The following is a 13,419-nucleotide window of genomic DNA, read 5'->3' as shown; positions in this document are numbered from 1 at the left end:
TCGGCTTTGAAAACCCATCGCCGGCCCGCTAATGCTGGCTCATGCCACTCCATCTGATCAAGCTTGCCGTCGGCTGCGACTCCGTCAAAGAATTGAAGGGGTGGGTCGCCGAACGGATGCAGACGGCCAGGAAAAAAGGCCTGCCGCAACACCACATCCACATCACCCGCATGGTGCCCAAGCGGGACGCCGAGATTCTGGCGGGCGGATCGCTCTATTGGGTCATCAAGGGCGAGATCGCCGCACGCGAAAAGATCATCGGCATCGAGCCGTTCCGCGACAAGGACGGCATTGGGCGCTGCCGGATCGTGATGCAGCCGAAGATCGTCTCGGTGTCGCCGCGGCCGATGCGGCCGTTCCAGGGCTGGCGCTATCTCACCGACGATTCCGTGCCGCCGGATCTCGGCAAGTCCGCCGCCGGCACCATCGCGGCGATGCCGGAGCCGATGCGGCGCGAGCTACGCGATCTCGGATTGCTCTGAGCATGATCCGGAAAACTGTGCGGTTTTCCGGAGCGATCATGCTCGAACAACACACTGAAGCGCGATGACTTCATCGCGCTTCAGACCGCGATATTGTCGATCAGCCGCGTTCTGCCGAGCTTGGCTGCGACCAGGATCCGCAGCGGCCCGTCGCTGCGCGAGGTGACCGGCGCCAGCGTTTCGGCATGGCGGAGCTCGAAATAGTCGAGCGCGAAGCCTGCCGCGTTGATCGTCCCGGCGCCGCGCGTCATCGTCCTCGTGATGGTTTCGCCGGCCTGGATCCGGCGAGCGCTGTCCTTCATCACGCGGTAGAGAGTGGTGGCCGTCTGCCGCTCCTGGGGGGAGAGGTAGACGTTGCGCGAGGACATCGCCAGCCCGTCCCGCTCGCGTATGGTGCGGGAGCCGATCACCTTGACGCCGAGGTCGAGATCCCGCGCCATCTGCGTCACCACGCGCAATTGCTGAAAGTCCTTCTCGCCGAAGATCGCGACATCAGGCCGGCATTGCGTGAACAGCTTGCCGACAACGGTTGCGACGCCGCCGAAGAAGTGCGGCCGGAAGCGGTCCTCCAGGCCGGCCCGCGCCGGTCCCTCCGGGACGATGCGCGTCGCAAAGCCGTCCGGATACATCGCTTCGACGCCGGGATGCCAGACGATGTCGACATTCTCCGCCGCGAGCTTGGCGATGTCGGCCTTCCAGGTCCGCGGATAGGCACCGAAATCCTCTGATGGAGCGAACTGCGTCGGGTTGACGAAGATCGACACCACGACGCGATCAGCGCGCCGTTTGGCCAGGCGCACCAGCGACACATGCCCGTCATGGAGTGCCCCCATGGTCGGCACCAGCGCAATGGTGACCTTTCGCTCGCGAAGATGATCGACAGCGCGTCGCAGGGCGGGCACCGTGCGGGTGATCAAGGGGCTTCGTGACATCAGAACTCGGGAAGGGTTGGGGGTGGGCGCCGCTGACCGCGCAGCGGGCTAACCTTAACAAGCGCGGGGCCTGGACGCCATGCATCGGCATCAGGCACAGCATCGTCTGCTGCGCCGATGTCGCGTCATCGCGGGATGGATCGCAAACGCGACACCGCACGCGATTCACGATGACCATTCGGCGCACCGTGATTTCGTCATCCTGTCACGCATTTCACTTGACCGCGGACGCGGCCAACTCGAAGATATTGTTCAGGGGTGTTGAGGATCGCCATGCTTGTGCAGGCTAGCCAAAGCCAAACCGGCTCGGCGCATGTCGTCGTGCTCGGCAATGAAAAGGGCGGCTCCGGCAAATCGACCACCGCCCTGCACATCGCAGTTGCTCTCCTGAAGGCCGGCCAGAGAGTCGCCACCATTGACCTCGACTGCCGCCAGCAAAGCTTCACCCGCTACATCAACAACCGCGCCGGCTGGGCGCGCCGCACCAAGCTCGAGCTCGAGCTGCCGGTGCATCGCTGTATCAGGCTCGGCGAGACCATGCAGATCGCCGAGAACGAGAATTCCGAGTTCCAGCAGTTTATGGAGGCGGTCTCGACGGTCGAGAGCAGCTTCGATTTCATCGTCATCGATACGCCCGGCACCGACAGCTATCTGATGCGGCTGGCCCATTCGATGGCCGATACGCTGGTCACGCCGATCAACGACAGCTTCCTCGACTTCGACGTCCTCGGCACCGTCGATCCCACCACTTACGCGGTAACAGGAGAAAGCCACTACGCGGAGATGGTGCGCGACGTCAGGCGCAAGCGCCGCCAGCTCGATGGCTCGACCACGGACTGGATCGTGGTGCGCAACCGACTGTCGATGCTCGGCTCGCGTAACAAGCAGCTCGTCGCCGACGGGCTGAAGGATTTGTCGCTGCGGCTCGGCTTCCGCTACGTCGACGGTTTCGCCGAGCGCGTCGTCTATCGCGAGTTCTTCCCGCGCGGGCTGACCGCTCTGGACGAGATCGACGAGGCGACGCTTGGGATGCGGCCCAATCTCGGCCATCTCACGGCTCGGGAGGAGGTCACGAGCCTGCTCCGCCAGCTCAAGCTGCCGCTTGATGAGCGCGGCCGCCGGCGTGCGGCAAATCGCGCCGAGTGGTTCAGCCAGATCGACAAACCGCTCGAGGTTCACGACATCCTCGAGGCCTAGGCGGTACGCTGCTACTTCCAGTGGACCACGACGGCGAGTTCCCGCGGGAACCCGCCACGGCCCAGGGCGTTTTCACTGCGCATTCACCGTGAAACTGAACCCTATCGTGAGGGGTCGCGTCGGATGGTCATCTGCACCCCTTTGTAGCGGTTGCAGAGCAGGGTGCCTACCAAACGTGTGCGTCGCACAATGAAAGGGCTGCCGGACCACAATATTTAGCCTTTCTGTCACGCGCCTGTGACATATATTAGGGAATAGGCGCGAAGGGAGCCGAAGAGCTCCTCGAACAACACGATTTTCAACAGGGATCAGGCCGCAAGAGCCTGAGGCTGAGGACGAAAATGAAGCGTGGAATTGCCGTTCTGGTTTCTGTCGGAGCCCTCTTCGGCGTTGCCTATTTCACGGCGAGCAAGTGGGCCATCAAGCACGAGACCATCACCTTCTACGACGCTTCGCGCGATAACCGTCCCGTGCCTGTCGACATCGCGATCCGACGCGATAAGGAAATGCAGGCCAACGCCGGCATGATCACCTTGCCGGTTGCGGTCATCAATCACGGCAACACCGTCAAGAACACCGAATACGGATTCCTCGCCAACATCTTTGCGGCGCGCGGCTATCTCGTCGTCAGCCCGCAGCACGATTTGCCGACCGATCCGCCGATGGTGACCAAGCCCGGCGAGCTTTACGTCGGCCGCCTGCCGCAGATCCTGCGCGGCGTCGCCAATATCCATCTGGCGATGCAGGAAATGAAGAAGGTTCAGCCCAATGCCGACTACGCCAAAGTGACGATGGTCGGTCATTCCATGGGCGGCGACATCACGATGTATTTCGCCAAGCAGTATCCGGACGAGGTCAAGAAGGTCGTGACGCTGGACAATCTCCGCGTGCCTTTTGTGACCGGGGGCAAGTTCAAGATCCTGTCGTTCCGTTCTCATGATCCGCAGTTCAAGACCGATCCGGGCGTGATCCCGACCGAAGAGGAATGTGAGAAGGACGGAATTCAGGTCGTGAAGACCGACTTCCAGCACAACGACATGCGCGACACCGGTCCGGATGACGCCAAGAACTCGATCCAGGGCATGCTCGATAAGTTCCTCAGCGACACCGACAGCGTGATCGCGCCGGTCGACACCCGTTCGGCTCCGCCCAAGGTCCTGGAGCCCGGTCCGGTCGCTCTGATGGCACCGGCCAAGAGCTGATCGGAAAGCGTTGATCGTTCGAAACGAGTCCCGAAAGCCTCCGCCGGCTCCCGCCCGCGGAGGCTTTGCTCATTGACCGGGCCGGGCACGCTATCCACATTGGTCGAGTGAGACGAAGTGCGGCCTCAGATGTCCGGCGACTCCATCAAACCGCGCAGTAGCGACGCCTTGTCGGCCAAAGCCGAAAGCAACGGCGCATTGCCGCAGGCAAAAACCTCGACGTCGGAGGACGTCGCCGCCTTCGTCGCCAAGGCGCGCGCGCTGTCGCCGCATGCGCCCGGCGCGAAGGGCCGGCTGATCTTCGCACTGGATGCGACGATGAGCCGGCAGCCGACCTGGGACATGGCCTGCGCACTTCAGGCGGACATGTTTCGCGAGGCTGCAGCGCTCGGCAGCCTCGACATCCGGCTTGTCTACTATCGCGGTTTCAACGAATGTCGCGCCACCGGGTGGATTTCCGAGAGCAGCAAGCTTGCGACGCTGATGAGCAAGATCGATTGCCGCGGCGGCGACACCCAGATCGGCAGGGTGCTGACCGATGCGCGGCGCGAGGCTGTTGCATCAGGCGTGCGCGCCGTGGTCTTCGTCGGCGATGCCATGGAGGAGAAAGTCGACGCGTTGTGCGCCAAGGCCGGCGAGCTCGGTATGTTGAAAGTGCCGGTCTTCCTGTTTCAGGAAGGCCATGATGCGGGCGCCGAGCAGGCGTTTCGCGAGATCGCGCGGCTGACGGGTGGAGCCTGGTGCCGGTTCGATCCTGGCGCGGCGGCGCAGCTGCGCGAACTGCTGCGGGCTGCTGCGGCCTATGCGGCCGGCGGCCGCGAGGCGCTGCTGAAGTTGGCGAAGACAGCAAGCGGTGCGGCGCAGCTGATCGGGCAAATGAAATAGCAGGTCAAGCCCGGCCGCGCTTCACTCAATTCGCGTGCCAATCGCGGGGCGCGAAGGACGCCATGCTTTTTGACCAGAGGGCGACTATAGTCCCGCCATGACTCTCATCGCCGGCCTTGTCGCCGTTATCACGCTCTATCTGTTGCTCCAGATGTTCCGATCGGCCAATCCGGCGGTGCTGGCGCGGGCCATCAAGTTCGGCGGAGGCGTGGTCGCGCTCGCGGCGGCGGCCTTCATAGGCTTGAGGGGCGAACTGGCGGTGGCGATCCCGCTTGGAATATTCGGCGCTGGATTGCTCGGCTGGACACCGCTTGCGAATGCCGGCTTTGGCAATATCGGTGGACTGTTCGGCGGTGGTGCGGCGCGCTCGTCCGGCCAGGGTTCACGCGTGCGCTCGCAATTCCTGGATATGCGGCTCGATCACGATTCCGGCCAGCTTGCGGGACAGATCGTCGCCGGGCCTCACGCCGGGCGTAATCTCGACGAGTTCGATCTGGCAAGCCTGCTGGCGATGGTCCCGGCCTTCGACGCCGAGAGCGTGGCCTTACTTGAAAGCTATCTGGACCGCAGGTTTCCCGCTTGGCGTCAGAACGCGCAAGGCGACGCGGCAGGGGGGCAGCGCCGCACGGCGGCGAGCGGCAAAATGACGGCGGAGGAGGCCTATCAGATCCTTGGCCTGCAGCCGGGGGCGGGGCGCGACGACATCAGCCGAGCGCACAAGTCCCTCATGAAGAAACTGCATCCCGACCAGGGGGGCTCGACGTACCTCGCTGCCCGGGTAAACGAGGCCAAGGATACTCTGCTTCGTACGCATAACGGCTAACTCCGGCACCACGCCACAAACGCCCGTACCGCGCGAGCTCTGCTTGCTCTGTTTGCCGTCGCCCCGATGCCCGCCATTGCCGGCGTGGTCGATCTCTTGAGCAAAGTTTTAACCGTAAATTCTTGACGAGAGGTTGTCGCGGAACAGCTTCCAGCGCCAACGCGTCCCAAAAATAAAAATGCCCGCGCAAGGCGCGGGCATTTTGCTTGAAAGGGTAAGTGAGCTCAGTTGCGCACGGTCATGCAGGAGATGTCGGCGTGCTTCAGCGCCCGGCACACCGCTTCGGCCTGGTCGCGCTCGAGCCCTGCGAAGCGGGCGCGATAGAGCTTGCGGTTGTCCCTGGCGACGACTGGCTCGGTGAACGGATCAGCCTTGCTGAGCAGGCCGCGGGCCGAGTTGCGAGCCGCTTCAATCCGCTGCTGGGCTTCGCTCTCGCTCTCGAGCGCACCGACCTGAACGATCCAACCGGTGTGGGAGACGGCCGGCTTGGTCGTTGCGCCCATCTGGATCGGCTGCGGTGCCGGATCGGCGGAGGCAAGCTTGGCGACGGGGGCGGCCGCCGGGGCAGCGGTGCTAGCCGCTGGCAGCACGCCGAGGATACCGTTACCGGTGCCGAAGCCCGCCGGCTGCTGCGGCAGCTCGGCATGGTTGGGCTCCGGCTTGTTGATGGTGTCGGCCCTGGCGACCACGGCGCCGGATGTCTCCGCGACGTCGCTGCGGGGCGAAATCGTGTTGGTGACCTGTGGCGCGACCTGCGTCGGCGCGGCGGACGCAACCTTCACAGCGCCGGCCTTGACCTGAACCGTCTTGACCCGCACCGGCTTCATCGGCTCGGAGGAACCCGGGATCAGCGAGAGCGGCTGGCTCGCGATCACACCATTGGTGAGCGGCGCGGGCTCGATCTTGGACTCCATGGGCCTGGCTTCAGGCTTGGGCTGAGCCGGCGGCATTGCCGCGGTCGCAGCTGCAAGCGTCGACAGGCGCGAGGCGGGACGTGGCGCGGGCGCCTCGGGGGCAGGAGCGGCAGCGACCTGAACTTGTTGGGCGGGGCGGGGCGGGGAATCAGATGCATCCGCGACGTCGATGCTGGGCTCTGCGCCATTGCGCTCGGTCACGGCGGCAACGGTGTGGGTGGTCGCGGCCTTATCGAGGTTCTCCGCGAGCAAGTTGCGCATGATGGCGTCGCGCGAGCCGCCGCTACGTCCGCCAAGCACCACGCCGATCAGATGACGGTTGCCGCGGCGAATCGAGGTGACGAGGTTGAAGCCCGAGGCGCGCGTGTAACCGGTCTTGATGCCGTCGACGCCTTCGACGCTGCCGAGCAGGTGATTGTGGTTGCGGATCTGCTCGCCGCGCCAGGTGAACGAAGTGGTCGAGAAATAGCGATAGTAGCGCGGGAAGCGTTCCTGGATGGCGCGGCCGAGCGTGGCCTGGTCGCGCGCGGTGGTAACCTGCTCGTCGTTGGGAAGGCCGTTGGCGTTGCGGTAGATCGTCTTCGACATGCCGAGCGCATGCGCCTTGCGCGTCATCATCGCGGCGAAATCGTCCTCGTCACCGGCGATGGCCTCAGCGATCACAACGGCAGCGTCATTGGCCGAGCGGGTGACGAGACCCTTGATCGCGTCCTCGACGCGGATGGTCTGGCCGGCCCGCAGGTTGAGCTTGGTCGGATCCTGGTCGGCGGCGTGCTGCGATACCGGCATCTCGGTATCGAGCTTCATCTTGCCGGACTCGAGACGCTCGAACAGCAGATACAGCGTCATGATCTTGGTGAGCGAGGCGGGATGGCGAAGTCCGTCGGGGCTGGTCGACTGGAGCACTGCCCCGGAATTGCCGTCGACGATGATCGACGCGAATTGCGGGCTGTAGCTCTCGGAGGCCTCGCGATGCACGCGGTGATGCGCGGAGTGACGCCGGTAGTGCCGTGCGTCGGCGGCGTCGGTCGTGAAGATGACGGCCGTGGTGACCGTGAGAAGTCCGAAAACGCCAACCCGCGCCAAGCGCGAAGAAGACCAGTTGTTACGAAGCATGGAACCCCGTCCCCGTTTGTGACTTGATCACCGGCTCGTGAGGCGAAATTGTGCCCTGCGGACCCGGGATCACTACCTGCTTAGGCTGCCCCTCCGCTGGTGCTCACTGCGGGGGACGTTTGGGCCTGAGCCGCTGTTCTGGCTAAGGTGATGTTCTCAAACGGCTTCTGACCGTCTGCGGATGGTGAACACGTCCAGGGAATCAGGGTAGGGGCCTGCGGTTTCCAAAAGCTTAAAGAACCCTTGCGGGAAACCCGGGGAATTTCTGCAAATTGGATCGATTTTTGTGCGTCGCACAAGATTATTGACTTTTTTGTGCGTTGCACTATTTGTGGGCAGAGTCAGGGAGCCGGGCTTCCGGACGCGACCCAGGGAAAAGGATTCCAAGATGTTCAAGGTTGAAGACTTTCAGAACTACGGGAAAGAGCATTTCGAGACGTGCGTTGCCTCCGCCACCTCGGTGCAGCACGGCCTTCAGGCGATCGCCAGCGCCTATGGCGACTACACCAAGAAGTCGTTCGAAGACACGAAGTCCTTCGTCGAGAAACTGTCCGGCGTGAAGTCGCTGGACAAGGCGATGGAAGCGCAGACCGATTTCGCCCGTTCCGCTTACGAGACCTTCGTCGCGGAATCGCAGAAGATCGCGGGCCTCTACGGCGACCTCGCCAAGCAGGCGTTCAAGCCGGTCGAGACGGTCGTGTCGAAGTTCACCCCGGCCGCTCAGTAATTTTCTGAACTCCTGGAATCAAAAAGCCCGGCTGAACAGCCGGGCTTTTTTTGTTTTGCTGAGACCATTTCGTCAGTGCTCGAAAGCCGTCGGTGGCCAAGGTCCGCGATCGACATGCAAGCTTTGCTGGTACAAAGGCGTCTCCTGGGACTGGGTCGACAAAGTTCATAGGACCGTAGAAACCCGGAGATGTCCGCCGCAACCGCCGACGGCAGGTTCCTGATCGGTTGTTTCTAAACGGCCCAGCCGGAAATTTTTGTCAAACCGGTTCGGATTGACTAACCTTCGATAGGATTGTTGGACCGGGAATCGGGTTGCCTTGGCCATATCGGCAGGATGGTTGCACGCTTGCAGGGAGCCGGGGGCAGGCCCATATTCCCCACAATTGATCCGGGCCTGACCGGACCGGTTGGAAGCGGCGATCCAACAAGGTGGCGCGCCTGTCCCAAGCTCCGAAAGGGCGAGGCCTACCTTCTACGCTTCCGTGGGGAATTGAACGCCTGAGCCATGCCGCAACTGACTTCCAGATTTGACCTGTCCGCGGCGACTGCCGCCCACGCTCTCCGGATGAGCAACGACGAGAACCGTTCGGGTGGTCCGGCGGGTCCGAACACGTCCGTCATCACCAAGGTCAAACCCAAAACCAAGCGGCCGAACCTCTATCGTGTGCTGATCCTCAACGACGACTACACGCCGATGGAATTCGTCGTCCACGTGCTGGAGAAGTTTTTCCAGAAGGACGCCGAAGCTGCGACCAAGATCATGCTGCATGTCCACCATCACGGCATCGGCGAGTGCGGCGTATTCACCTACGAGATTGCCGAGACGAAGGTGACGCAGGTGATGGATTTCGCCCGCAAGCACCAGCACCCGCTGCAATGCGTGATGGAAAAGAAGTAACTCCGCGTCCGACTTAGCAGTTCGTGAGATTGGTGCTGTTCGCGCGCTGTGTGATGTCAGCGCATACCGCCGCATGATCCGCAGACGTCGGCCGCCGCCGCCAATCCTGCCCAAATGGGTAGTTTTGCCCAAACCGGAACGGGTTTTGCATCGAGAATGCGGTGAGGCGCGCAATGCTCATCGAGTCGCGGAACCGGTCTTTTGCCGCGGTCTTGTATAACTATATGTGACAAAGGTTGTTGTTGCCTGACCCGGCGATGGCGATCATGATGGTGGGGGCCATAGAGGACGCTAATGCCGACTTTTTCCCAAAGCCTTGAACAATCCCTGCATCGTGCACTGGCGATCGCCAATGAGCGTCATCACCAATATGCGACGCTTGAGCATCTCCTGCTTTCGCTGATTGACGACTCCGATGCGGCTGCCGTCATGCGGGCCTGCAGCGTCGATCTCGACAAGCTGCGAACGAGCCTCGTCAACTATCTTGAAACCGAATTCGAAAATCTGGTGACGGATGGCGCCGACGACGCCAAGCCGACCGCCGGTTTCCAGCGCGTGATCCAGCGTGCGGTGATCCATGTGCAGTCATCCGGTCGCGAAGAGGTGACCGGTGCGAACGTGCTGATCGCAATCTTCGCCGAGCGCGAGAGCCATGCCGCCTATTTCCTGCAGGAGCAGGACATGACGCGGTATGACGCCGTCAACTACATCAGCCACGGCATTGCCAAGCGGCCGGGCGTCTCCGAAGCGCGGCCCGTTCGCGGCGTCGACGAGGAGACCGAGACCAAGGGCAGCGATGACGGCAAGAAGAAGGGCGAGGCGCTCGAGACTTATTGCGTCAACCTCAACAAGAAGGCGCGTGACGGCAAGATCGATCCGGTGATCGGACGCAATTCCGAAATCAACCGCGCGATCCAGGTGCTGTGTCGCCGCCAAAAGAACAACCCGCTGTTCGTGGGCGAGGCCGGCGTTGGCAAGACCGCGATCGCGGAGGGCCTGGCCAAGCGCATCGTCGACAGCGAGGTGCCGGAGGTTCTGGCGGCTGCGACCGTGTTCTCGCTCGACATGGGCACGCTGCTCGCGGGTACGCGCTATCGCGGCGACTTCGAGGAGCGTCTCAAGCAGGTGCTGAAGGAACTCGAGGCCCATCCCAACGCCATCCTGTTCATCGACGAGATCCACACCGTGATCGGTGCGGGCGCAACGTCGGGTGGTGCGATGGATGCGTCGAACCTGCTCAAGCCCGCGCTCGCTTCGGGCACGATCCGCTGCATGGGCTCGACGACCTACAAGGAATATCGCCAGCACTTCGAGAAGGACCGCGCGCTGGTGCGGCGCTTCCAGAAGATCGACATCAACGAGCCGACCGTCGAGGACGCCATCGCGATCCTCAAGGGCCTCAAGCCTTATTTCGAGGACTACCACCGGCTGAAGTACACCAATGAGGCGATCGAGGCGGCGGTGCAGCTGTCTTCGCGCTACATTCACGACCGCAAGCTGCCCGACAAGGCGATCGACGTGATCGACGAGTCCGGTGCGGCGCAGATGCTGGTCGCCGAGAACAAGCGCAAGAAGACGATCGGCATCAAGGAGATCGAGACCACGATTGCTTCGATGGCGCGGATTCCGCCGAAGAGCGTGTCGAAGGATGATGCCGAGGTGCTCAAGCATCTCGAGCAGACCCTGAAGCGCACCGTGTTCGGCCAGGACAAGGCGATCGAGTCGCTCGCCGCTTCGATCAAGCTCGCCCGTGCGGGCCTGCGCGAACCGGAGAAGCCGATCGGCTGCTACCTGTTCTCGGGTCCGACCGGCGTCGGCAAGACTGAGGTTGCGAAGCAGCTGGCGGCGACGCTGGGCGTCGAACTCCTGCGCTTCGACATGTCCGAGTACATGGAGCGCCACACCGTGTCGCGCCTGATCGGCGCGCCTCCCGGCTATGTCGGCTTCGACCAGGGCGGCCTGTTGACCGACGGCGTCGACCAGCATCCGCATTGCGTGGTCCTGCTCGACGAAATCGAGAAAGCGCATCCCGATCTCTACAACGTGCTGCTCCAGATCATGGACCACGGCCGGCTCACCGACCACAACGGCAAGCAGGTCAACTTCCGTAACGTGATCCTGATCATGACCACGAACGCCGGCGCTTCGGATCTCGCCAAGCAGGCGTTCGGCTTCACGCGCTCGAAGCGGGAAGGCGACGACCACGAGGCGATCAACCGGCAGTTCGCGCCGGAATTCCGCAACCGCCTCGACGCCATCGTCTCGTTCGGCCATCTGAGCGTCGAGGTGATCGGCACCGTGGTTGAGAAGTTCGTGCTTCAGCTCGAGGCGCAACTCGGCGACCGTGACGTCACCATCGAACTCTCCGAGCCGGCCAAGACCTGGCTGATCCAGCATGGCTATGACGAGCAGATGGGCGCGCGGCCGATGGCTCGGGTGATCCAGGAGCACATCAAGAAGCCGCTGGCTGACGAGGTGCTGTTCGGCAAGCTCAAGGGCGGTGGTCATGTCCGCGTCGTTCTGGTCAAGGACGAGGCCGACGAGACCAAGGAGAAGATCGGCTTCGAGTTCGTCGAGGGCCCGGTTACGCCGAAGCAGGAGAAGCTGCCCGGCGCCCGCAAGCGCCCACCGGGTAAGCCCAACAAGCCGGGCGGCCCCGGCGGCTCCAAGGGGCCGACCTCGAAGGGGCCGCTGGTCAAGGTTTGATCGGCGCATCATGAAACAAGAAGGCCGGCTGAAGAGCCGGCCGTTTTTGTTTGCCCGTATCATAATCGTGGGGCGCTACTCGCCCCTCAAGCGCTGGTCGTCCTGAACGCGAACCTGTTCGGCCCCGCGCGCCCCCGCTGGCGAGAGCCGCAGCATGCTCAGCATCGCGCCGCAGAGGGCAAATCCCACACCGGTCAGAAGAGCAATCCGGGTTCCCTCGACCGGATAGCGCCCGAGGAACAAGGCCACCAGCGCAGCTCCCGTGGTCTGGCCAAGCAGACGGGCTGTGCCCAGCATGCCGCTGGCGCCGCCGGAGCGCTCGCGCGGCGCGGCGGCGATCATGGTGCGGTTGTTTGGCGTCTGGAACAGGCCGAAGCCGAAGCCCGCCAGCGCCATCCGCCAGACCACGTCAAGCGGCGTCGGGTTCACAGGCAGGATAGCGAGCGCGGCGAGGCCACCGCCGAACAGCGTCAGCCCGATGCCGCCGAGCAGGCCTGCTGGATAATGCTCGACCAGGCGGCCGGCCAGAGGGGCTGCGAATGCCACCGCGATCGGCCATGGCGTGATCAGCAAGCCCATATGCACCGCCGAATAACCGAAGCGGCTCTGGAGGTAGAAGGGGATCGCGACGAAGGCCAGCATTTGCCCGCAAAACGAGGCGATCGAGGTCGCAATCGAGAGCCCGAACACCGGGATGCGCAACAGGTCGACCGGCAGCAGCGGCGACTTCATGTGCGTTTCGCGATAGATCAGCAACGCGCCGGCCGTGATCGCGATGGCGAATTGGACGAGGCAGGTCATCGTCGCCTCGCCGTGACCGACGCTGTCGATCGCGGCGATGCCGACGCCGAAGGTGATCGCCGAAAGTCCCGCGCTCTGCCAGTCGAAGGAATGGCTTGCCGGCCTCGTATGCGGCAGGCTGCGCAGGCCGACCAGGAGCGTGACCGCGCCGAGCGGGACATTGATGGCGAATAGCCAGGGCCAGCTTCCGACCGCGAGGATGCCGGCGGCGAGTGTCGGGCCGACGGCCGCGGAGAAGGCGACGACCAGAGCGTTGAGCCCGATGCCGCGTCCAAGCAGGCTGCGCGGATAGGTGAAACGGACCAGCGCCGAGTTGACGCTCATAATTCCGGCCGCGCCGAACCCCTGGATGATGCGCGCGATCGTCAGCAGCGGCAGCGTATGCGCCAGCGCGCAGAGGGCCGATGCCAGCGTGAACAACACGAGCCCGACCAGGTAGACGCGGCGATAGCCGACGATCTCGCCGAGTGAAGCCAGTGGCAACAGTGAGATCGTGATCGCAAGCTGATAGCCGTTGACGATCCAGATCGAGAAGGCCGGGCTCGCATTCAGGTCGATTGCGATGGTCGGCAGGGCGACATTGGCGATGGCGCTGTCGACCACGGCCATGAGGATGCCGAGCGCAATGGTCAGGATCGCCTGATTGCGCTGTGGTTGCGGCAGGCCGTCGGCATGCTCGATCGGGATAGACGACATCGTGTAGGCGTGCTTGAGTCGAGCCGTGAGCGTCCCCT

General features: G+C 63.3%; 11 protein-coding genes. 8 read left to right on the top strand and 3 right to left on the bottom strand.

Annotated elements, in window-relative coordinates; genetic code table 11:
• The first annotated feature begins 41 nt into the window (after window positions 1–41).
• Window positions 42–482, top strand: coding sequence for a DUF1489 family protein (locus ACVIIW_RS29840; RefSeq protein WP_456703988.1), 441 nt, complete (start codon window positions 42–44; stop codon window positions 480–482).
• A gap of 80 nt (window positions 483–562) precedes the next feature.
• Here the strand turns inward: ACVIIW_RS29840 and panC are convergent, their stop codons facing one another.
• The gene (panC, locus tag ACVIIW_RS29835; protein ID WP_456703987.1) at window positions 563–1,414 is read right to left on the bottom strand and encodes a pantoate--beta-alanine ligase; all 852 of its coding nucleotides are present in this window, start codon (window positions 1,412–1,414) and stop codon (window positions 563–565) included.
• A 273-nt stretch (window positions 1,415–1,687) separates the two neighbouring features.
• On the opposite strand from panC, the gene ACVIIW_RS29830 reads away from it, so the two are divergent.
• The 4 genes from ACVIIW_RS29830 (at window position 1,688) to ACVIIW_RS29815 (ending at window position 5,521) form a co-directional block, all read left to right on the top strand.
• On the top strand, window positions 1,688–2,611 hold the full coding sequence (locus ACVIIW_RS29830) for a division plane positioning ATPase MipZ (protein WP_456703986.1): 924 nt from the start codon (window positions 1,688–1,690) through the stop codon (window positions 2,609–2,611).
• 341 nt (window positions 2,612–2,952) lie between these two features.
• Window positions 2,953–3,813, top strand: a complete 861-nt coding sequence (locus ACVIIW_RS29825) for an alpha/beta fold hydrolase (RefSeq protein ID WP_456703985.1) — start codon at window positions 2,953–2,955, stop codon at window positions 3,811–3,813.
• Window positions 3,814–3,942: 129 nt separating this feature from the next.
• Window positions 3,943–4,698 (top strand): VWA domain-containing protein, encoded by a 756-nt coding sequence (locus tag ACVIIW_RS29820; protein ID WP_456703984.1) that lies wholly within the window; start codon window positions 3,943–3,945, stop codon window positions 4,696–4,698.
• Window positions 4,699–4,795: 97 nt separating this feature from the next.
• The gene (locus ACVIIW_RS29815) at window positions 4,796–5,521 is read left to right on the top strand and encodes a DnaJ domain-containing protein (RefSeq protein WP_456703983.1); all 726 of its coding nucleotides are present in this window, start codon (window positions 4,796–4,798) and stop codon (window positions 5,519–5,521) included.
• Window positions 5,522–5,745: 224 nt separating this feature from the next.
• Here the strand turns inward: ACVIIW_RS29815 and ACVIIW_RS29810 are convergent, their stop codons facing one another.
• Window positions 5,746–7,551: a serine hydrolase gene (locus ACVIIW_RS29810; RefSeq protein WP_456703982.1), complete on the bottom strand. Its 1,806-nt coding sequence runs from the start codon at window positions 7,549–7,551 to the stop codon at window positions 5,746–5,748.
• Between the two features lie 388 nt (window positions 7,552–7,939).
• Here ACVIIW_RS29810 and ACVIIW_RS29805 point away from each other — a divergent pair, with 388 nt between their 5' ends.
• The 3 genes from ACVIIW_RS29805 (at window position 7,940) to clpA (ending at window position 11,884) form a co-directional block, all read left to right on the top strand.
• Window positions 7,940–8,278: a phasin family protein gene (locus ACVIIW_RS29805; RefSeq protein WP_456703981.1), complete on the top strand. Its 339-nt coding sequence runs from the start codon at window positions 7,940–7,942 to the stop codon at window positions 8,276–8,278.
• A gap of 567 nt (window positions 8,279–8,845) precedes the next feature.
• Complete coding sequence (gene clpS / locus ACVIIW_RS29800) at window positions 8,846–9,178, top strand: ATP-dependent Clp protease adapter ClpS (protein ID WP_177243545.1); 333 nt, start codon at window positions 8,846–8,848, stop codon at window positions 9,176–9,178.
• Window positions 9,179–9,472: 294 nt separating this feature from the next.
• Entirely contained in the window at window positions 9,473–11,884 is a 2,412-nt protein-coding gene (clpA, locus tag ACVIIW_RS29795; protein WP_456703980.1) for an ATP-dependent Clp protease ATP-binding subunit ClpA, read from the top strand.
• A 75-nt stretch (window positions 11,885–11,959) separates the two neighbouring features.
• Here the strand turns inward: clpA and ACVIIW_RS29790 are convergent, their stop codons facing one another.
• Window positions 11,960–13,381: an MFS transporter gene (locus ACVIIW_RS29790; RefSeq protein ID WP_456703979.1), complete on the bottom strand. Its 1,422-nt coding sequence runs from the start codon at window positions 13,379–13,381 to the stop codon at window positions 11,960–11,962.
• Window positions 13,382–13,419 lie beyond the last annotated feature (38 nt).

Source organism: Bradyrhizobium sp. USDA 4449 (assembly GCF_054056275.1).
Note: the sequence above shows the minus strand (reverse complement) of the source record. Positions and strands in the feature narration are given on the sequence as shown.